The organism is Dyadobacter pollutisoli, assembly GCF_026625565.1.
Classification (GTDB): Bacteria; Bacteroidota; Bacteroidia; order Cytophagales; family Spirosomataceae; genus Dyadobacter; species Dyadobacter pollutisoli.
Window position 1 is genome coordinate 4,034,424 of sequence record NZ_CP112998.1, and the last position, 21,637, is coordinate 4,056,060.

Below are 21,637 nucleotides of genomic sequence, written 5' to 3' on the forward strand. Positions count from 1 at the left end.
AAATGAAATTAATCGTGATATCGCATCCGGGTGGAAGCCCGGGTGCGCCCCCCGGATCGCTGCGGGATGAAGCTGGCCTGATCAATAAGTTATTTGAAAATGGCCTGCAAATTCTGCATCTGCGAAAGCCGGACAGTACCAGGGAGCAGGTTAAAAAATTGCTTAGTGAAATAGACCAAAAGTACCACAGTCGCATCAGTTTGCATCAATACCATTGCCTGGCGGAAGAATTTGGCATTTTCCGACTGCATTTTACGGAAAAAGAGCGGGCGGCAACGTCATGGGATGATTTTCAGATGATGCGAAAAAGAGGCTTTACGCTGAGTACATCGATCCATGATATAGAACAACTTGACACGTTGTCAAGTTGTTTTTCCTACGCCTTTTTCGGGCCGGTATTTGACAGTATATCAAAAAAGGGATACCACGGCGTGGTGAACAATAACTTCAAATTGACCAAAAAACCGGTTAATCTGATCGCACTCGGCGGTATTGGCACTTCTAACCTTGAAAACATTCAGGCGATGAACTTTGATGGTGCGGCTATACTTGGTGCGCTTTGGGAACAGCCGGAAGATGCTGTCATCAACTTCCGTAGGTTATCACAACTGCTTGTACCAGAGTCGTCAGCGGGTCGCTCCGGGTTAAAACCCGGAGACGGGGATATGGTGGCTCTCTCGCCTTCCCCCAGGTTGAAACCTGGGATTGATGAGAGGCGGGCTGATGCCGATGGGTATCGGTCTGGATATCATGACATATGCGGTCCTGGTTGCACGTCGCCAGGAGGAGACGATCGGGTACACATCCCTAACCCTCAAGATCAGCAGAGTCAGAGACCTAACCCCAGGTTTCGACCTGGGGCTCACAACATGCGCGCTCCTAGCCAAGAGCCCCAAAACACCGCATATGGCTTTAGCCAAAGCAAAGACCTCGATACGATAGCGAAACTACACTTCATATCCAGCCAAAAGAGTGGCCTCTCACACTTGCAAAGTATTCAAAAAGCGCTCGATGCCGGGTGCAAATGGATACAGCTGCGGGTGAAAAACCAGTCGGAGGAGGATGTCTTGCCCCTCGCGCTGAAGGCCAAAAAGCTGTGTGACGGCTACAATGCCAAACTGATCATCAATGATTTTCCATTGATAGCCAAGGAAGTGCGCGCTTACGGATTGCACCTTGGGTTGTCGGACATGAAAATCCCACAAGCCAGAAAGATCGTTGGAAATGAAATGATCGTCGGAGGAACTGCCAATACATTTGAAGATATTATTTTGAGGATCAACGAGGGCGCCGATTACGTCGGTCTTGGCCCTTACCGGTTCACTACTACGAAGCAGAATCTCAGCCCGATACTAGGTTTGGAAGGCTATCAAAAATTGATGGACAGATTGGCAAAAGCAGGTCATCACACTCCAATTATAGCGATTGGAGGGATTGTACCGGATGACATTGCCACTCTGAAAAATACAGGTGTACACGGAGTAGCCATGTCCTCGGCTTTGCTACAATCCGCTGATATCAAAGAAACTGTAAGCAAAATCAAGTCAACATTATGCTGAAAATTGCAGATAAAGAATTCCAATCCCGGTTGTTTACCGGCACCGGCAAGTTCAGTTCCTCGGACCTGATGGAAGAAGCTTTGCTCGCATCCGGTTCCGAGCTGGTCACCGTTGCGCTCCGTCGCGTAGACATGAATAATACGCAGGACGATATTCTGACGCATTTGAAACATGCACATATCCATTTGTTACCGAACACTTCGGGGGTTAGGAATGCAAAAGAAGCCGTTTTTGCGGCGCAACTGGCGAGGGAAGCATTGGAAACCAATTGGTTGAAACTGGAAATCCACCCTGATCCCAAGTATCTGATGCCTGATCCGATTGAGACACTGAAAGCTACCGAGGAACTCGCCAAACTCGGTTTCGTAATCCTGCCTTACATTCACGCTGACCCGGTACTGTGCAAACGTCTGGAAAATGCAGGCGCCTCCGCGGTAATGCCGCTGGGATCGCCTATCGGAAGTAATAAAGGTTTAAAAACCATTGATTTTCTGGAAATTATCATTGAACAAAGTAATGTACCGGTAGTAGTCGATGCCGGAATAGGCTCACCTTCTGACGCTGCCCTAGCCATGGAGATTGGCGCAGATGCGGTGCTGGTAAACACGGCCATCGCAGTCGCCGGTGACCCTGTGGCCATGGCGGCCGCATTCAAACTGGCCGTACAAGCCGGGCGAATGGCGTTTGAAGCCAGACTAGGAAATAAGGGAAATTTCGCCGCAGCCACCAGTCCTTTAACTGCCTTTTTAGATGAGTTTTAGAGCACAATTTGAACTTCACGACTGGAATGAGGTGAAGCAGAGTATTTATTCCAAAACCTCTGCGGACGTAGAAACGGCACTTCATGTGTCAAAACGGACATTGGAGGATTTTAAAGCATTGATTTCCCCTGCGGCATCGCGATACCTGGAACCGATGGCACGGCTGAGCCGCGAGCTGACGCAAAAAAGGTTTGGCAAAACCATCCAGATGTACATTCCGCTATACCTGTCCAATGAATGTACCAATATTTGTACCTACTGCGGGTTTAGTCTTGACAACAAAGTGCGGCGGCGGACACTGAATGCTGACGAGATATTGAAAGAAGTAGAAGTGATCAAAAGCCTTGGTTATGAGCATGTTTTGCTAGTTACCGGTGAGGCCAACCAAACCGTCCACGTTGATTATTTCAAAAAAGCATTGGACCTGATCCGCCCACATTTCGCCCAGGTTTCAATGGAAGTGCAGCCATTGAATCAGGATGAATATGAGCAGCTGATTCCACTGGGGCTGCATTCGGTACTGATTTATCAGGAAACTTACCATCAGGAGGATTATAGAAAACATCATCCTAAAGGCAAAAAGTCAAATTTTAACTATCGGCTGGAAACACCGGACCGGCTGGGCCGGGCGGGAATTTACAAAATGGGGCTCGGCGTGCTCATCGGCCTGGAAGACTGGCGTACCGACAGTTTTTTTACTGCCTTACATTTAAATTACCTCGAACGAACCTACTGGCAAACGCGTTATAGCTTATCATTTCCACGGCTGCGGCCATTTTCCGGCGGACTGGAACCGAAGGTGGAAATGACGGACAAGGAACTGGTGCAGCTGATATGTGCCTACCGGATTATGAATGAGGAAGTGGAAATATCGCTGTCGACGCGAGAATCTGAAAAATTCCGCAACCATTGCATTCAGCTTGGCGTGACTTCGATCAGCGCCGGTTCCAAGACAAACCCGGGTGGCTATGCGGTAGAACCAGATTCATTGGAACAATTTGAGATTTCGGACGAACGCAGCCCGGCCCAGATTGCAGAAATGATCCGAATGGGCGGCTATGAGCCGGTCTGGAAAGATTGGGACAATGTTTTTGTTTGAAAAGAAATTGATAGATTCGTTAACAGATATTTCAAAACCATGTTGGAGCCACAGGAACGCAAACGATACAGCCGGCAAATCCTGCTTCCCGAGGTCGGTTTGGTCGGGCAGGAGAAATTAAAGGCCGCCAAAGTGCTGGTGATCGGCGCAGGCGGATTGGGCTGTCCGGTGCTGCAATACCTGGCTGCGGCGGGAGCTGGTCACATTGGAATTGTGGATGACGATACCGTGGATGTTACGAATCTACACCGTCAGATTCTTTATAATCACAATGATGTTGGTAAAAACAAAGCCGTTACCGCTGCTGAAAAGCTTTCGCTCCTCAATCCTTTCATCAACATTGTTCCTTATCCCGTAAGAATTAGTGAAAACAATGCTTCTGAAATAATTTCAGGGTACGACCTTGTGATCGACGGCTCGGACAATTTCCCGACCCGTTATCTGGTCAATGATTTTTGTGTGACATTAAATAAGCCACTCGTTTTCGGCTCCATACTACGTTTTGAAGGTCAGGTTTCCGTTTTCAATTACCAGGGCGGGCCGGATTACCGCAGTCTTTTTCCAGATGCGGAAGAAGGAGATAACTGTGCGGAGGCCGGGGTGATAGGGATACTGCCGGGGATCGTGGGTACTTATATGACAAATGAGGCGATCAAAATTATTTGTGAAATTGGCGAGACACTTTCCGGTAAGCTCATGGTGATCAATGCATTGACCAATGCGACATCCGTCTTTCAATTTTCACATGCGACTGCGCCAGCTCGAAAGGCGGAACCAAAAAAAGAGGTACCTGCCGTTCAGGAATTGGAGGAGATTTCCTATGAAGAATTTGAAAATATTCAGCAAACTTCCCCCGATCAAATTCATTTGGTTGACGTTCGGGAGTACAATGAGTTTGAAGCGGACAATTTTGGTGGTGTGAACATTCCGTTGTCCGAAATTCCTGAAAGCATTGCTGATTTCCCGAAAGACAAAATCATTGTTTTTTATTGTCAAAGTGGCAAAAGAAGCATGCAGGCAGCGAAGTTACTTTTGCAAAGCGGTTTCAATGGCCGTAGTTTTTGGGCACAACACTGGTAAATTTTTAGTTTAAGAAGAGGATTATGCAGGTAAAATCAACCCCTATCCTTTCCGGAATTGTCAAGCATTTTCTAATTCTTGAAAATGACAGCAGCCTGATGCTGCGCATATTTTCGGACGGAAATACGGGAATGGTTTTCAACAATGGAGACCCGCTTTACCGGCAGGAATGTTACGCTGCGGCCCCGGAAGCATTACCCCAAAGTTTTATCTACGGCCAGCTTGACGTATTTCAGAATGTAATTTCAACTGGAAAAATCAAATTACTGATAGCCGTTCTTCATCCGTACGGGGCATCTGCATTGTTGCGGATACCCGCTTTCGAGCTGAAAAACCAGATCATTGATACGAATACTTTTCCGTTTCTGAGGTCTGAATCGGTTTTAGATCAAATGCATGACTGTACCCCGCTCGACAAGGTCCGTACCGTCGAAAACTTCCTAATATCAGCGCTGCACAAGCCAATATTGAACAATGCATTGGCCACCAAAGCTATACAACTGATAGACGAACACCACGGCGGCATGCCAGTTGTTCGCCTGGCTTCAATGTTGAATGTGCATGAAAGGCAGCTTCAAAGGGTTTTTGAAGAGCACATCGGCGTGACACCCAAGAGGTACTCAGGCATTGCCAGAATACAGTATTTCCTAAAATTACTGCGAAACAGATCTTCGGAAACAACACTCACAGATGCGCTGTACACCAGCGGATTTTACGATCCAGCACATCTCAACAGGGAATTGAAAAGCCTTTCGGGATTGACGCCAGGCCAATATATGAACGGTAGTAACCTCCTCGCTGCCAACCTTATCCGGTTGTCTCAATAATCAACCGTAATTTGTCGGGTTTGTACAATAGCGATCATTCGATAGGAGCTTATTTTTGACAAAAAAACTAAGCTATGGAAAACATTAAAATTGCGACTGCCCAGTTCGAGAACAGGAGCGGCGACAAAGATTATAATCTACAAATCATTGATCAGCTCGCGGGAGAAGCCGCATTGAAAGGCGCCAAGGCCATTGCATTTCACGAATGTTCCATTACCGGGTACACCTTCGCCAGAAATCTTTCAAAGCACCAAATGCTTGACATTTCGGAACTCATTCCCGACGGGCCGAGCATTCAAAAACTCCAAAGCATTGCAGCCAAACATAATATCGCCATTCTCGCGGGCCTGTTTGAAAAAGATTCAAATGACAAATTATATAAAGCCTACGTCTGTGTCGATAAAACCGGACTGATCGCAAAGTACCGCAAGCTTCATCCGTTTATTAATCCGCACCTGACTCCCGGCGACAAATACGTCGTTTTCGACCTCTATGGCTGGAAATGCGGCATTTTGATTTGTTACGATAACAACATTATCGAGAATGTGCGTGCGACAAAATTACTTGGCGCCGACATTATCTTTATGCCTCACGTAACCATGTGTACGCCTTCTACCCGACCAGGCGCAGGATTCGTTGATCCCGCATTATGGCATAATCGCGCCGCCGATCCTACCTCGCTCCGTCAGGAATTTGATGGCTTGAAAGGCCGTGCATGGCTGATGAAATGGCTGCCAGCCCGGGCTTATGACAATGCTATTTATGCGGTTTTCTCCAATCCGATCGGTATGGACGATGATCAGTTAAAAAATGGCTGCTCTATGATCCTGGATCCCTTCGGAGACATCATTGCAGAATGCCGGGAGCTGGGCAATAACATCGCCATAGCCACTTTCACGCCCGAAAAACTCCAACAAGCCGGCGGTCACCGCTACCTGCAAGCCCGCCGCCCAGAATTGTATGGAAAAATTATTGGGAAGGAACATATTTCGGAGCAACGGGTGATTTGGCTGTAACCGTAAAAACCTAAATTCGTTGAACATATTCAATGAATTTAGCTAAATTTGTTGAATTAACTCAATGAATTTAGCTAAATTTGTTGAATAGAGTCAACGAATTTAGCTATGACATTTTCCAGATATATTTATTCCGCAATGACGGATAAGCTAAAATCCAACAAAGTTTTGATTTTGGCAGGAGCAAGAAGAGTGGGTAAGACACATTTAATCAAAACGATACAGAATGAATTTACGGGAAAATCATTATTCCTGAATGGTGAAGATCTGGATACTGTATCGCTTTTGTCTGATCGAAGAGTCGCCTCTTTCCAACGCTGGGTTTCCGATGTTGATCTTTTGATTGTGGATGAAGCTCAAATGGTACCGGAAATAGGAAAATCACTTAAACTGCTAATTGACTCCTTTCCCAAGTTGACGATTATCGCAAGTGGCTCTTCTGCTTTCGAATTATCGAACAGAACCGGGGAACCGCTGGTTGGAAGGCAAATCGGCTACCAATTATTTCCATTAGCCCAAATTGAACTTTCAAAGCATGAAAACTATGTGGAGACAAAACAGCAACTCAACGACAGGCTGGTTTTTGGCACCTACCCGGACGTGCTTCAAATGACCAGTGAAGATGACAAAATTGAATACCTGAAAAGTTTAGTCAATGCATACCTGCTGAAAGACATTCTGATGTATGAGCAGGTTCGCTATTCGCACAAAATGTTGCAGTTACTGCAACTCGTTGCTTACCAGACTGGCCAGGAAGTTTCGTATGAAGAATTATCAAAATCACTTCAAATCGACAGAAATACGGTAGAGCGATATCTTGACCTATTTTCCAAAGTTTTCATCATTTTCCGCATTGGCGGATTCAGCCGAAACCTGAGAAAAGAGGTAACCAAATCATCCAAGTGGTACTTCTTTGATAATGGCATCCGAAATGCCCTGATCAACAACTTCCTACCAGTAAACCAAAGGCAGGATATAGGCTCATTGTGGGAAAATTACCTCGCTGCTGAGAGAGCTAAATGCAATTCCTATAAGAGAACAAATCCCCTTACTTACTTCTGGCGGACCTATGACCAGCAGGAATTGGATTGGTTGGAAGTTCAAAACGAACAACTGAGCGGCTACGAGTTCAAATGGAGCAATAATAAGGTGAAATTCCCTAAAGCTTTTGTAGAAGCATACCCCGAAGCAAAGACCGGCTGGATCACGCAGGAAAACTACATTGATTTTGTAAGTGGAGAAATATAGGCGCCAACACAAGAGTTTAAGTAAATTTTAATAATCTATTAATTACGTAGATTAAATAGTTTTACTACTTTTGTGTCTTGTCTTGCGATTATTATTCCAAAATTAAGAACTGCAATGTTAGCAAAGGTCCTGTCGCTCAAACTTCCCTCTTCCCCTGCCTGGTACATTGTGCCGGCAACCATTCTGGCCTTCCTTTTTGGAATATTACTCTTCAACGGAACTATACATATTGACAGCCAAGATCTTACCACATTCCTGACGGGCGATTTTGCTTTATACCTGCTCGTCGGATTGGGTGCGCAACTAGTCGATGGTGCGCTGGGAATGGCCTATGGTGTTACTTCCAACTCTTTTTTGCTCAGCCTCGGCGTTACACCGGCAGTGAGCAGTGCCAGCGTACATTTTGCCGAAATGTTCACAACCGGCGCTTCCGCTATCTCGCATTTCAGATTTAAAAACATTAATAAGAAATTATTCAAAAGCTTGCTCATACCTGGCGTTGCAGGTGCGGTGGTTGGTGCATACCTGCTATCTGACGTCATTGACGGCAACATGATCAAACCCTATATCGCTTTTTACATGCTTATTCTGGGCGTGATCATTATCCGAAAAGCATTGCAAAAAACATTGGTCAAAAATAAGACAAAACGCATCGGCGTACTCGCGGCTACCGGCGGTTTTCTGGACTCTGTAGGTGGCGGTGGCTGGGGGCCCATTGTCACTTCTACATTGCTTGGCCAGGGTCGCGACCCGAGGTATACCATCGGATCGGTGAATGCGGCGGAGTTCGTCATTGCATTTGCCAGTGGGGTAACATTCCTTCTTTTTAATGGTATCAACAGCTGGCAGGTCGTTTTGGGATTGATCGTAGGCGGCGTTATCGCTGCTCCGATTGGCGCGATGCTGGTTGGCAAAATCAAACGCAAACCGCTGATGCTGATCGTCGGCTGCCTGGTGATCGGGTTAAGTATCCGTACCATTTTACTGAGCTTCTAAATAGCTCGCGGGCAGCAATTCTCTTCTTTTTATTCCCGCTGGGATTGTGTTTATGTAAAATGAGTAGTTTTGCGAAAACAAGTTTCTGATCATGCTCACCGATTTTGGTTACATATTACTTTTCATCATAGCCGGGCTCGTCCTGCTGGGAGTAATGTTAACAATCGCCAAAGTACTGCGCCCCAACCATCCCAATGAAGAAAAACTGACTACTTACGAGTCGGGAGAAGATCCAATGGGGAATGCCAACATTCAGTTTAATGTCAGGTTTTACGTCATTGCATTGATTTTTGTCCTCTTTGAGGTGGAGCTGCTGTTTCTATTTCCCTGGTCAGTAGTATTCGGTAACGAAGAATTGATCCGGCAAACCGACGGACAATGGGGCTGGTTTGCGATGGCGGAAATGACCGTTTTCATTGGAATACTCATCTTTGGACTTGCCTACGCCTGGGCAAAAGGCTACCTCGACTGGGTACGCCCCAAACCGCAGGTACCAGAAATTCACTCTCCTGTACCCGCTGATTTGTATCAAAAGGTAAATGAAAAATACAGCAAGAAAGCGTAAAGCCTCTTCAAAATCTGCCGTAAATATATTTCACAGAATCGGCGTCAGTACCCACCTCCTTTAAGTAATCCGAGGTTTCTAGGGTAGTTATGTAGTTAGTTCGAATTATTTTGTGGAATCGCTGCAGGCCTCCTCTGTAATACATTAGGATTGTCATATCCTTGGTCTTTGAAACAGGCAAAGGGTTTTTGAGGCGGATATGCACTGCAAAGACTGTGTCGTTTCTGAAAGTACTGTCGTAGCCGATCCCATCTTTATAGGTGTTATTCAAAATCTCATTGTATCCAATCTGTGAGCCTATTAGCGTATCGGTAGGTGTGACGACTTTTATAAGTTTCCACATCCCGTGCAGATACATCTCAATAGGCCCACCAGCATCCCAACCTTCCGGCGGATCGCAACGACCAGCTGTTAGCAAGAGCGATAGGATTATCATGAATGACTTAGTTTTATTTTTCATACCATTTCATACCATTAAGGTCTAATGCCACTGATCACATGTAAATTACCGTTGTAATGATCTCCATCAGGATTGTACTGACCAAATGCATAGTAGTCATTCCACTCATCTCCCCAGCCCCAGTTCATGTGCAAAAAACTGTAGGACCATTCGTTACATTGCTTGGTTGCACAGTTGAAGTCGCTGTAATTGTTTTCCTGATACCCATCGCAAACCCATACATGATAATTAGACCAGCAATCCAAGCACGTAGAACCCCAGAAAATCAATGGATGATTACCATTCAGTTCACTTTTGATCTGGGTATACTGGTAAGCCTCAATCCCTGACCCACCACTCGAAAATCCGTAACCTGTTAGTCCGCTTTTTACATTATTAGGCCAGGTAAAGGTGTTACAACTGCCCATATAATTGTAGCTGGAATTTGCTTTGGAGCCCATATCCTTCATAAGCGTTCCTAAATTGCTTTCACCAGCAGTGGTAGCATTGCACTTCCCATTTGTAAATCTAGGCCTGGACAGATCAGGATGATAAAATTCCTGTATTTGCGCCATCGCGACTGGCCCGCAACCAGCCACTCTTCTTCCGCAGCCGTCACAGTCCCCGGCCGTACTCAGCTGAGTAAGCGAGCACAGGCATGGTGTGCATGTCTGCCGAAACAATTGTAAATCCACGTGCTTTTTTTATAATGTAAAGTAGCGGCTTCCTGTCAACAGAATCGACAATAGTTTCCTGATCTACGATCTCTTCCGTTACAGATCCTTTTCTTGCTCTGGCTTCTGTAGAATCGTTCCCGGTGGGCTGGTAGTGTGTGGCCACTTCCATGGCGTCGTGAATGGAAATTTCAAATGGACTCGCGACAGATGACTGTTCTGCTTCTTCTAATGGGTAAGGTTTTTCATTTTTGCATCCGCAAAATAATGTTACAGACAAACATAATGCATGGCCAATCAGTACTTTTTTCAATGGTATAGCATGTTAGAACCCACCCTGGCACGTCACATTTTGTGAGTGACCGGATGTTTTGCAAAAATGACCTGATGCCGAACTTATAAACAAGCTGCCACGCTTATAACACAATAACCATTCCTTATAAAATCATAACCAGGCCTTATAATTTCATCAATCGCTTGGCAGATGTTCAAAAAATATAGACTTTGCGTTCCATATTTTGATCGTACTCAAATTATAACACACTATGATGAATGTTTTTGCAAGTAACCTGCTCGCCAGAAGGGAAGAAAAAAGATATACGCAGGCATTTATGGCCATCCATAGCGGAATGTCACAACCCAATTATTCCGACATTGAAAGAGGAAAAACCAGCCCGTCCATCGAGCAGCTTAAAAAATTCGCCAAAATCCTGGAAATTACGGTGGACGAGCTGATCTCGGAAGAGCGAACCAGCCATTCCGACACTCCAATCCCGCAGCCTGTTTTGCAGCGGACAGAAGCTGATAAAGATACCTACATTAAGATACTGGAAAACCGTCTCCGCACATTGCTGCTGGAAAAGGAAAACCTTCGATAAAAGCATCAATGCATCTTTCCCCACTTTTTAGGACCTGGTTTTGGAAAGAAAACCAAGCCCAGCTGCACATAAATCTGGTTCAGTTTAAGAGATGAAAGATCGCTGATCGTCACATCTTCCCCTTTCCATTTCCTTTTGCCCAGTATCGGCAAGTGGTAGGTAGCTTTCCCGCTGAGATATACTTTGTCATACAATTTTGGCATGACATTCATCTTGTAATCAGCCCCAATTCCCGCGTGCAGATTAATATTGCCCGTAAAAAGCTTGATCGGCTGAAATGACGAAGGGTTCTGGACCACCTGAGAAATGGTTGCTGAGCCATTGTTTTTGATTTTCAACCGGTAGAGCATCAGGTCAGCTCCAATGGGGATCAGTACATTCCAGCGCGTGCTATTGACCAGTTTCGGGCCTCCGTCGGTTCCGATCCCAAATCCGTTGAGATACGCTTTCTTGTCGTCCTTGTCTTTGGTATAGTTGGTACTGTTCATAATGATGATCCTGCCTTCCGAAAACCATCGCTCCGATTCGGTCCTTCTTGCCAAAACTATTGAACCCATAAAAGAAGTAAATGGCTTAATGTTAAGTCTGGACAGCTCGGTGCGGATATTTTTATTATTCGGAAGAAGGCCAAATTCAGCATATACAGCCATTCCGCTCTTGAATATGTGCACAGTCGTATCTGTCTGTGCCTGTGCGCAGGTGAATAAGGTTACGGACATTATTATTACGGCTGAAAGTAATTTGTTTCTCATACAGTTGTAGTTAAATGTGTTTGGTTTGTAACGTCTCCTGAAACAGTTTCTTGCTAATTATGGTTACTTTTGTGTATATAGTTCGGTGATACTGAAGCAATATCCGTACCACTAAAAATTTCCCTGCAACTACGAATGAGCGAGCGAATAAAAACCGGTGACGGTGGCATTATATTAACCAGCGCAGAAGACCTGATGAACTGGGCACGACTATCTTCCCTATGGCCAATGGGCTTCGGGCTGGCATGCTGCGCGATTGAAATGATGGCGTCCTACGCTTCTAATTATGATTTGGAACGTTTCGGGATCTTTCCCCGGCCTTCTCCGCGACAGTCGGATGTGATGATCGTAGCTGGTACCGTGACTTTTAAAATGGCGGATCGGATACGCCGCCTGTACGAGCAAATGCCTGAGCCGCGCTATGTTATCTCAATGGGAAGCTGCTCAAACTGTGGAGGGCCCTACTGGGAACATGGTTACCATGTGGTGAAAGGTGTGGACAGGATCATACCGGTAGATGTATACGTTCCGGGTTGCCCGCCACGACCCGAGGCTTTGATCGGTGGTTTTATGAAATTACAGGAAAAGATCAGGGGGGAGCATCCGCTCGCACCGGAATTGTTCCTTGAAATGGAAGCTGCCGAAGTCGCCACCACTTAACGTTTATCTCAGCTCATGGATTTTCAGGACATTACCTCATTGATCGTAGCTGCATTCCCGGATGCTGCGATTGATGCCGATACCAAAGGACCCCAACCTGTTTTGATCATTCCCGTGGAAAATGTGCAGGATATCTGCCGGTTTTTGCACGAGAATGAAAAATTATATTTTGACTATCTGGCTTGCATCACCGCCATTGACAATGGTGCCGGGCTGGCTACTATGGAAGTAATTTACAACCTTACTTCCATACCATACGGGACTAATCTGACGCTCAAAGCCATTTTTCCAAGAAATTTGCCGGACAGCCCGCTGCCCTCGGTACCTACTGTCAGCAATATCTGGCGCACTGCCGACTGGCACGAACGCGAAGCTTACGACCTGATGGGCATTCATTTTGAAGGGCATCCGGACCTGAGAAGGATCCTGCTTCCAGAAGACTGGCAGGGGCATCCCCTTCGCAAAGATTACAATACACAAGACCGCTACCATGGGATTTACGTGCGTTACGAAGATGGAAATTCTGAGCAGCAGCCCGCGGATACCGACAGGGCTTAACCTGATAATTGAAGCAACGGACAATGCGCTGAAATAAATACAACAAATTTGGTAGCGTGAAAAAGGCTCACTATTTTTCGTTACAAATTTTTAATATGTACCTGCATGCGCTTCATCCTATTGACCGTCCTTTTTTCCGGCTTTTTAACTTCTTCATTTGCCTCAACTGATTCCCTGATTATTAAAGGGCGCATACTCAATTTAAACGGAAGGCTTTACCGTCAGGCTTCCTCGATCACTTTTTCCCGAAACAACATTCTACAACCTCAGTCCGAGCTCAGCAAGCAGGCCCCTTTGCAGGCTGACGGCAGTTTCCGAGTTTCGCTGCCCATTCTTTTTCCCCAGGAAGAGTTTTATCTGGATTACGGCGGCAAGGCTTTTACAACGTTTCTGGGCTCTCCCGGAACTGTGGAGATCACTTTCAATGGGGATTCATTGGCCAAGGCGAAAAAGCTTTTCTACTTCGCCGGTGTCAATGCAGATGCGAACAATCAATATGGACAATATCTAACAGCCGAAAATCAGGCATTGAGTTTAAACAAAGTTCTGGGCGCTGATTTTTTCAAATCCTTTTGGGAAAGAAGTCCTTCCGATGCGAAATCACTGGCAGCACAGCGTGGACAGCTTCGACTTTCGGCTGTTCAGCCTGCTACCATAAATAACGTAGCTTCTCCGGTTTTATATCAATGGGTAAAATCCATTACCGACGAAGAGCAGCTTCAAATCCTTTACGAACACGCATTAAGCAATCAATATGAAGTAAGTAAAAGCTTGCTCGACAGCCTGCGGCGCCTGGCCAATCCTCCGCTGACGGGACAGCGTGTCATCTGGGCCAACCGGTTCGGCAACTATGCTGACCTGCTGGTCGAGGAACGGAAATATACCAGTCCCAGCCGCACTAATTCCCTACCGGTAAGATTAATGGCCTCGCTGGTCAGAAACAATGCAACTAAACTTGACACAGAAGAAAAAGAACATCTCGACCAGATCACATTGAATGGCCTGGCTGAAAAAAACGAGCTGGATTTTCTGAACAAGCTTTTTGCAAAAAACGAAATGGTACTTAACCTGCTTTTCAACTATGAAAGAGAAAGCAGGATTTACAATGATCTTTTCGATAGTACCGCCACAGAATTTCTGAAAGCCCGCTATCTGGCCAAAAATCTCTACAAATTTACTTATAAACAGCAATTACTGCTGAGCAAGCACATTCAGTCCAGGACTGGTATTCCACAATTCCGCCAATCACTTGACGAGATCGTGAACCTGGAAGTAAAAGACAGCACCGATATCAACAAATTCATCGATTTTAAAGACCTGAGAACGGATCCTGTGGAGGCCATACCCGGCTATTCGCTGGCAGCATCCAATGACAGAGGTACTGCCTGGTTCAACCGGGTCGTTGATATTTACAAGGGTAAGACCATTTATCTCGTCAAATGGAATCTAGAAGATGCCAAAAGCCGGGAGGAAATGGAATACATTCCTGCTCTCCAGGCCCGGCTTCCCGAAGACATTGTGTTTCTCTACCTGCATTTCCCCGGGGAGGATTATGCTGCCTCCAATACACTTCTCAAACAATACATTGTACGTCACAAGCTAAAAGGCACACATTTGTTGATGAACTCCAACCAGATGATGGACCTTTTGTTCAGGCTCAACCCTTTAGACGCCGCAACATTTTCCATTATCAGGCCAAATGGCAAATTTGCCCTAAAAAATGCCCCTGCACCAAGCGCAACAGAGAAAACGGCTGCGGCAATTTTAGAAGCGGATAAACAATAGTATTACTGTGCTTTCCAGCAAAGTCTCGTAAATTCCGTTTGCAATCTTACTATATCTGACATTCGTACATTTACGTTAAGTGTGTTGATTTGGAATTGAAAGTGCTATGTGTAGATATTTATTGCTGTTTTTACTGCTAGCTGCTACTGCTTCGGCCCAAAACCCGGACAGCCTGGAAACACACAGCCGCGACAGCATACGGTATACGAACCTGAAAGCACGGATGTCGAAAACGAAATTTTCACGTGCAGTTTACAGGCTTCTATTCAGAGATGTTTACAACCAGGGAAAAGTTACCGAGGTCAAGAAAATTGAGACTAATCCATTCACTCCTTACGAGGGAATGGTTATTCGCAAAATCTACATTCGTCAGCTCGACATACTTGGAGAATCGGTTTACGATACCACGCGGAAAGGTAATCGGCTCGAACGGTTTTTAAGCAAAAAACTTCATACCAACACCCGGGAAAACATTATCAGAAAGTCATTTCTGATGTTTTCCGAAGGTGACGATATTCAGGCCCGGGTACTGAAAGACAATGAGCGTCTGCTCCGTTCCAACCGAACTATTGTCGATGCCCGTATCATCGTGGTCCCGCGAACGGATGTCACCTGGATGGCCGATGTAATTGTGTTAATCCAGGATTCGTGGTCGCTGAATTTTTCCGGAGGGTTCAGTTCATTCAAAAAATTCAATGTGGGCGTCGAAAACATAAACATGCGGGGTACGACACATTCGCAGCGAACGGCTATTCGCTGGGATGCGAAGGATACAGATGCCAATGCTCAGAAATTTCAATTCAGGACGATTTATACGGTCCCTTATATCGGCAAAACCTTCATCACGGGGCAAGCAAACTTTATATTTGAAAAAGACCTGAAAGAACAATCGATCCGTTTCTACCGCCGATTTCTTACCAATGAAACGAAGTATGCTGGTTCTGTGGAAATTGGTCATTACAAAACACAGCAGTATCGGCGTTTTTTAGACAACCCGGATGTTCCCCTACCGGTATACCCCACCGATTATAAATATTACGACATATGGTTGGGCCGGGCATTCAAGTTTCCCTTTCCCAACAGTCGTTTAAGCAAAGACTCGCGGATAGTCACGGCAGTTCGCCATAGCAAGTATGATTTTGACGAACGTCCGCCGGTCGCAGCCGACCTGAACAAAATTTACTGGAACCGGACCACTACATTGATCAGCCTTGGTTATTCAAACCGAAACTATCGGAGGGACGTTTTGATTTATGGCTTTGGTAGAACGGAGGACGTACCCATAGGTAGCTTATTTGCACTCACAATCGGGCAGGAAAATACCGAGTTCGGTGCGAGAGGTTATGGCGGTATTCAATATGCTACCGGAAAATATCTGCCCCACAACCTGGGCTATTTGTATGGCATCGCGAATATGGGTACTTACTCAAAAAATGGGCACGCCCAGCAGGGCGTGATCAATGGGCAACTCAATTACATCAGTAACCTGATTCCTTTCCGGTACAGCTTTTTCAGGCAATTTCTCGTTTTTCGCTACACTCACGGTATTCGCCGTGACCGGCTCGACTATCTCAATATCAGTGGTGAGCAAGGGATCAGGGGCATTAACAACGACCAGCTGATCGGTACTAAGAGGCTGACATTAGGTACTGAGACCGTATTTTTCTCTGATAAAAGTTTGCTAGGGTTCCGCATTGCCTATTTTGTTTTCGCGGATCTCGGATTGGTCAATGGCGGGGCATCTTTATGGAAAAGTCCTTTATATCAAGGCTACGGCCTCGGTCTGAGACTGAGGAACGAAAACCTGACATTTAACACTTTGCAACTGCGCTTTGGCTACTACCCTAACATTCCGGGAAACACATCTGTTTTCCGCATTGGGGCAAGCGGAAACGTGCCGCTTCGATTGAGGGATTTTGACATTTCGGCCCCTTCAATTGTCCCGCTTCAATGACATCAAGGAATTTTAATGTCAATAACCACCTGATAAACAGGTATTTAATTTACAATCTTCAAGAAATCACAGTAATTTCAGACATCCTACCCTTCTTTTTCGGATATGTGAATTAACTTTGTGGAATTTTTGGACGTACCCCCTGCTCATACAGCAACAGGCAACCCCAAAAGTTGTTTAAAAGTATTTCCTCATTTCTACAAATTACCATTTACTGTGCCCAAAAATACGAATATCAATTCCGTTCTAATTATCGGTTCAGGTCCAATTATCATCGGTCAGGCGTGCGAGTTTGACTATGCCGGTTCTCAGGCAGCCCGTTCACTACGCGAAGAAGGAATAGAGGTGGTCTTGATCAACTCAAATCCTGCAACGATTATGACTGACCCGATCAGTGCAGATCACGTCTATCTGTTGCCATTGGAAAAGAAGTATATCGTTGAAATTCTGGAAAAGCATAAGGCAATGGGCAAACCCATCGATGCGGTACTTCCTACCATGGGTGGGCAGACTGCATTGAACCTTGCCATTGACTGTGACAAAGCAGGTATCTGGAAGAAATATGACATCGACATCATCGGTGTGGACATCAAAGCGATCGAGACCACGGAGGATAGGGAGAAATTCCGTCTGAAAATGCTTGAATTGAATGTAAATGTCTGCAAAGGTCGTACTGCCCGTTCCTTTTTGGAAGGAAAAGAAATTGCACAGGAAATCGGCTTCCCGCTGGTAATCCGTCCTTCTTTCACACTTGGCGGAACAGGTGGCGGTTTTGTAGAAAGAGAAGAGGATTTCGACAAAGCATTGAATAATGGCTTGCACGCTTCCCCGGTACACGAAGTATTGGTAGAACAAAGTGCAATGGGCTGGAAAGAATACGAGCTCGAACTGCTCCGTGACAGCAAAGGTAACTTCATCATTATCTGCTCGATCGAAAACTTCGATCCGATGGGCGTACACACGGGCGACAGTATTACGGTTGCTCCCGCGATGACGCTCCCGGATACGCTTTACCAGCAAATGCGCGACCTGGCCATCAAAATGATGGACGGCATCGGTAAATTCGCAGGTGGATGTAATGTTCAGTTCTCAGTTAATCCAGCTGATGATCAGATCATTGCGATTGAAATCAACCCACGTGTTTCCCGCTCCTCAGCACTTGCATCCAAGGCGACCGGTTATCCTATCGCGAAAATCGCTGCTAAAATGGCGATCGGATACAACCTGGACGAGCTGATCAACCCGATCACAGGGAGTACTTCGGCATTTTTCGAGCCTTCTATTGACTACGTGATTGTGAAGGTTCCCCGCTGGAACTTTGATAAATTCAAAGGCGCCGATCGCTCATTGGGCTTACAGATGAAGTCTGTGGGCGAAGCCATGGGTATTGGACGTAATTTCCAGGAAGCGCTGCAAAAAGCATGTCAGTCACTGGAAATCCGCAGAAATGGTTTGGGGGCTGACGGTCGCGAGCTGCGTGATCAGGAGGCGATCAAATACAGCCTGAAACATCCGAGCTGGGACAGGCTTTTCCACATATATGATGCATTCAAGATTGGTTTGTCATTCAAAACCATTCAGAACCTGACCAAAATTGATGCGTGGTTCCTCCGCCAGATTGAAGAACTGATCGAACTGGAACATGAAATTGAAAAATTTGACCTGGATGACCTTCCTAAAGACTTGCTTTTGACAGCAAAACAAAAAGGTTATGCTGACCGCCAGATCGCTCATTTGTTGAATACCAAAGAAAGTAAGGTGTACGACAAGAGAAAAGCTATGGGTATTAAACGTGTATATAAATGTGTAGACACCTGCGCGGCGGAATTTGAAGCGAAAACGCCCTACTACTACTCTACATTCAATACCTCACAGGAATTCCCTGACAATGAATCGATTGTAAGCGACCGCAAAAAAGTGGTAGTGCTGGGCTCAGGACCAAACAGGATCGGACAAGGGATTGAGTTTGACTACTCCTGCGTACACGGTGTGCTGGCTGCAAAAGAAGCAGGTTATGAAACGATCATGATCAACTGTAACCCTGAAACGGTTTCAACCGACCCTGATATTTCTGACAAATTATACTTTGAACCGGTTTTCTGGGAACACGTTTTCGACATCATTGAACATGAAAAACCGGAAGGTGTGATCGTTCAGCTGGGTGGCCAGACGGCCCTCAAAATGGCTGAAAAACTGGAAAAATATGGTGTAAAAATCATCGGTACCAGCTATCACTCACTCGACTGGGCCGAAGATCGCGGACGTTTCTCTTCATTACTGGAAGAACTGGAAATTCCTTTTCCACAGTTTGGAACAGTGAGGACATCTGACGCTGCGGTTGAACTGTCACGCACATTAGGATTCCCCTTGCTGGTACGTCCAAGTTACGTTTTGGGTGGCCAGAATATGAAGATCGTGATCAACGAAAAAGAACTGGAACAGCATGTTGTAAAAATCCTTCATGACATTCCGGACAACAATATCCTTCTCGATCACTTCCTGGAAGGTGCCCTGGAAGCAGAAGCCGATGCGATTTGCGACGGCGAAGACGCGTACATCATTGGTGTGATGGAACATATCGAGCCAGCGGGAATTCACTCCGGCGACTCTCATGCTGCATTGCCTCCATTTGACCTTACCGAAGACGAAATCCGTCAAATTGAAGAACATACCCGTAAAATTGCTCTTGCAATGAATGTGAAAGGGTTGATCAACGTACAATTCGCCGTCAAAAATGGGGTTGTGTATGTGATCGAAGCCAACCCGAGAGCTTCCCGCACGGTACCTTTCATCTGCAAAGCTTATCAGGAGCCATATGTTAATTATGCCACCAAGCTGATGCTGGGTGACAAAAAGCTATCGGATTTCACTTTCAATCCTGTGAAAAAAGGCTGGGCAATTAAAATCCCTGTGTTCTCATTCAACAAGTTCCCGAATGTAAATAAAGAACTCGGCCCTGAGATGAAATCAACCGGTGAAGCCATTTACTTCATTGATGATTTACAGGACGATTTCTTCCAGAGAATATATGGCGAGCGTAATCTCTACCTAAGCCGGTAGTCATGATCGTTTTCAACTGAAAAGGCCCGGAGCAATCCGGGCTTTTTCAGTTTCAGACCGTTTGATAATCCAAATGCATTAATTATTTAATCCTAAAATAACCTTTCAAAATTAAATTTTGAAAACCCGGAAACTATCCTACTTTTGGACTGATTTGCTTCCTATCATATCTAAAAATCAGTTCGATGGCTTCCAATACTCCCTCCACAAGCGAAGCATTTGATACCAAGCCGTTGCTTCCCTTTTGGGACATATGGAACATGAGCTTCGGCTTCCTGGGCATTCAATTTGGATTTGCATTACAAAATGCCAATGTCAGCCGGATCTTCGAGACGCTCGGGGCGAAGGTCGACGACATTCCCATTCTCTGGGTAGCAGCCCCACTAACCGGCTTGGTCATACAACCTATCATCGGCTATTTCAGTGACCACACCTGGACCCGGCTGGGTCGTCGACGACCTTACTTTCTGGCTGGCGCCATACTGGCGTCTCTCTCGCTGTTGGTCATGCCCAATTCCCCGGGACTTTGGTTTGCCGCCGGCACATTGTGGATACTGGATGCTTCCATTAACATTACAATGGAGCCATTCAGGGCCTTTGTAGGCGACAATCTGCCATCGAGGCAGCGTACTTCCGGTTTCGCGATGCAGAGTTTCTTTATCGGCACCGGCGCGATTGTCGCTTCTTCTCTCCCGTATATTTTCACCAACTGGTTTAATATTTCCAACCAGGCGCCGGAAGGTATCGTGCCGGATTCCGTCAAATGGTCGTTCTATCTGGGTGGTTTCATTTTTTTGCTGGCAGTGATATGGACTGTGGCGAAATCGAGAGAATACACCCCGGAACAGTTACACACATTTTCAAAACAACAATCTGAAACACCACTGTTGCATCCTACCGCAATTGCTGCCAGCAAGCGACAAAAGCTTTTGCGACAGGGTTTTATGTTTTCACTTACGGGAGTGGCATTCACACTATGGTTCATCAGCCGTGATCTCAATAAAGAACTGTATATTTTTTCGCTCGGGATTCTCGTCATGGGACTCCTTTTTGTAGCAGCAGGAGTAGTCGCCAAAGATAAAAGTGAAGGGTCGGCATTTGTGATGATCATGAGCGACCTGCAGAACATGCCTGCTACGATGAAGCAACTTGCTGTCGTGCAGTTCTTTTCATGGTTTGCACTTTTTGCCATGTGGATCTATATGACGCCCGCCGTGACCAGCCACTTATACGGGACATCCGATCCTACCAGTAAATTATACAACGACGGCGCCGACTGGGTAGGGTTATGTATGGGTGTTTACAATGGTATTTCAGCATTGGTAGCATTTATAATACCTGTTATCGCATTGAAAACCAGCCGAAAACTGACGCATATGATCTGCTTGCTGGCTGGCGGTATTGCATTGCTATCGGTATACTTGTTACCGGATGCCAAATATCTGATGCTGTCAATGATAGGCATCGGAGTGGCCTGGGCGTCTATTTTATCCATTCCCTACGCCATGCTGGCAGGTTCGCTGCCTCCCAGGAAAATGGGTTATTTTATGGGGTTGTTCAACTTCTTCATAGTCATTCCGCAAATAGTCGCCGCCGCTTTGCTCGGCTTTCTGATCAAGCAATTCTTTAATGGAGAACCGATTTACGCATTGGTGATCGGCGGGCTTTCGATGATCGTGGCGGGACTGCTGTCACTTCGGGTGGAAGATCAGGACGACCATTGAAA

20 protein-coding genes are annotated in these 21,637 nt (G+C 45.9%); 16 read left to right on the plus strand and 4 right to left on the minus strand.

What is annotated here, in order from left to right:
* The first annotated feature begins 2 nt into the window (after positions 1–2).
* From ON006_RS16505 to ON006_RS16545, 9 genes are all read left to right on the plus strand, one after another.
* Positions 3–1,559, plus strand: a complete 1,557-nt coding sequence (locus tag ON006_RS16505; RefSeq protein WP_244822818.1) for a thiamine phosphate synthase — start codon at positions 3–5, stop codon at positions 1,557–1,559.
* On the plus strand, positions 1,553–2,320 hold the full coding sequence (locus ON006_RS16510) for a thiazole synthase (RefSeq protein WP_244822817.1): 768 nt from the start codon (positions 1,553–1,555) through the stop codon (positions 2,318–2,320). The genes ON006_RS16505 and ON006_RS16510 overlap by 7 nt, the downstream gene beginning before the upstream one ends.
* Positions 2,310–3,419, plus strand: a complete 1,110-nt coding sequence (gene thiH / locus ON006_RS16515; RefSeq protein ID WP_244822816.1) for a 2-iminoacetate synthase ThiH — start codon at positions 2,310–2,312, stop codon at positions 3,417–3,419. Before ON006_RS16510 ends, thiH begins: the two co-directional genes overlap by 11 nt.
* Positions 3,420–3,458: 39 nt before the next feature.
* The gene (gene moeB, locus ON006_RS16520; protein ID WP_244822815.1) at positions 3,459–4,499 is read left to right on the plus strand and encodes a HesA/MoeB/ThiF family protein; all 1,041 of its coding nucleotides are present in this window, start codon (positions 3,459–3,461) and stop codon (positions 4,497–4,499) included.
* A 23-nt stretch (positions 4,500–4,522) separates the two neighbouring features.
* The gene (locus ON006_RS16525) at positions 4,523–5,326 is read left to right on the plus strand and encodes a helix-turn-helix domain-containing protein (protein WP_244822814.1); all 804 of its coding nucleotides are present in this window, start codon (positions 4,523–4,525) and stop codon (positions 5,324–5,326) included.
* A gap of 74 nt (positions 5,327–5,400) precedes the next feature.
* On the plus strand, positions 5,401–6,342 hold the full coding sequence (locus ON006_RS16530; RefSeq protein ID WP_244822813.1) for a nitrilase family protein: 942 nt from the start codon (positions 5,401–5,403) through the stop codon (positions 6,340–6,342).
* A 108-nt stretch (positions 6,343–6,450) separates the two neighbouring features.
* Positions 6,451–7,590 (plus strand): ATP-binding protein, encoded by a 1,140-nt coding sequence (locus ON006_RS16535; protein ID WP_244822812.1) that lies wholly within the window; start codon positions 6,451–6,453, stop codon positions 7,588–7,590.
* A gap of 114 nt (positions 7,591–7,704) precedes the next feature.
* Complete coding sequence (locus ON006_RS16540) at positions 7,705–8,586, plus strand: sulfite exporter TauE/SafE family protein (protein ID WP_244822811.1); 882 nt, start codon at positions 7,705–7,707, stop codon at positions 8,584–8,586.
* A 91-nt stretch (positions 8,587–8,677) separates the two neighbouring features.
* Positions 8,678–9,151, plus strand: a complete 474-nt coding sequence (locus ON006_RS16545) for an NADH-quinone oxidoreductase subunit A (protein ID WP_244822810.1) — start codon at positions 8,678–8,680, stop codon at positions 9,149–9,151.
* A gap of 7 nt (positions 9,152–9,158) precedes the next feature.
* On the opposite strand, the gene ON006_RS16550 is transcribed toward ON006_RS16545, so the two are convergent.
* The 3 genes from ON006_RS16550 to ON006_RS16560 are packed head-to-tail and all read right to left on the minus strand — an operon-like array spanning position 9,159 to position 10,577.
* Positions 9,159–9,611 (minus strand): hypothetical protein, encoded by a 453-nt coding sequence (locus ON006_RS16550; RefSeq protein WP_267609882.1) that lies wholly within the window; start codon positions 9,609–9,611, stop codon positions 9,159–9,161.
* A gap of 14 nt (positions 9,612–9,625) precedes the next feature.
* On the minus strand, positions 9,626–10,165 hold the full coding sequence (locus tag ON006_RS16555; protein WP_244822808.1) for a C10 family peptidase: 540 nt from the start codon (positions 10,163–10,165) through the stop codon (positions 9,626–9,628).
* A 40-nt stretch (positions 10,166–10,205) separates the two neighbouring features.
* The gene (locus ON006_RS16560; RefSeq protein ID WP_244822807.1) at positions 10,206–10,577 is read right to left on the minus strand and encodes a Spi family protease inhibitor; all 372 of its coding nucleotides are present in this window, start codon (positions 10,575–10,577) and stop codon (positions 10,206–10,208) included.
* 232 nt (positions 10,578–10,809) lie between these two features.
* Between ON006_RS16560 and ON006_RS16565 the strand changes: the two genes are divergently transcribed.
* Positions 10,810–11,142, plus strand: a complete 333-nt coding sequence (locus tag ON006_RS16565; RefSeq protein WP_244822806.1) for a helix-turn-helix domain-containing protein — start codon at positions 10,810–10,812, stop codon at positions 11,140–11,142.
* Positions 11,143–11,147: 5 nt separating this feature from the next.
* On the opposite strand, the gene ON006_RS16570 is transcribed toward ON006_RS16565, so the two are convergent.
* Positions 11,148–11,894 carry a hypothetical protein gene (locus ON006_RS16570; protein ID WP_267609883.1) on the minus strand — a complete coding sequence of 249 codons (747 nt, stop codon included), beginning with the start codon at positions 11,892–11,894 and terminating at the stop codon, positions 11,148–11,150.
* Between the two features lie 135 nt (positions 11,895–12,029).
* On the opposite strand from ON006_RS16570, the gene nuoB reads away from it, so the two are divergent.
* From nuoB to ON006_RS16600, 6 genes are all read left to right on the plus strand, one after another.
* Positions 12,030–12,554, plus strand: a complete 525-nt coding sequence (gene nuoB / locus ON006_RS16575; protein ID WP_244822804.1) for an NADH-quinone oxidoreductase subunit NuoB — start codon at positions 12,030–12,032, stop codon at positions 12,552–12,554.
* A gap of 15 nt (positions 12,555–12,569) precedes the next feature.
* A complete protein-coding gene (locus tag ON006_RS16580; protein ID WP_244822803.1) occupies positions 12,570–13,112 on the plus strand; it encodes an NADH-quinone oxidoreductase subunit C in 543 nt (180 codons plus the stop codon).
* A gap of 105 nt (positions 13,113–13,217) precedes the next feature.
* Complete coding sequence (locus ON006_RS16585; protein ID WP_244822802.1) at positions 13,218–14,897, plus strand: hypothetical protein; 1,680 nt, start codon at positions 13,218–13,220, stop codon at positions 14,895–14,897.
* A 106-nt stretch (positions 14,898–15,003) separates the two neighbouring features.
* Complete coding sequence (locus ON006_RS16590; protein ID WP_244822801.1) at positions 15,004–16,851, plus strand: BamA/TamA family outer membrane protein; 1,848 nt, start codon at positions 15,004–15,006, stop codon at positions 16,849–16,851.
* Positions 16,852–17,067: 216 nt separating this feature from the next.
* Positions 17,068–19,911 carry a carbamoyl-phosphate synthase large subunit gene (gene carB / locus ON006_RS16595; RefSeq protein ID WP_244822800.1) on the plus strand — a complete coding sequence of 948 codons (2,844 nt, stop codon included), beginning with the start codon at positions 17,068–17,070 and terminating at the stop codon, positions 19,909–19,911.
* Between the two features lie 185 nt (positions 19,912–20,096).
* Complete coding sequence (locus ON006_RS16600; RefSeq protein WP_244822799.1) at positions 20,097–21,635, plus strand: MFS transporter; 1,539 nt, start codon at positions 20,097–20,099, stop codon at positions 21,633–21,635.
* Positions 21,636–21,637: the final 2 nt, after the last annotated feature.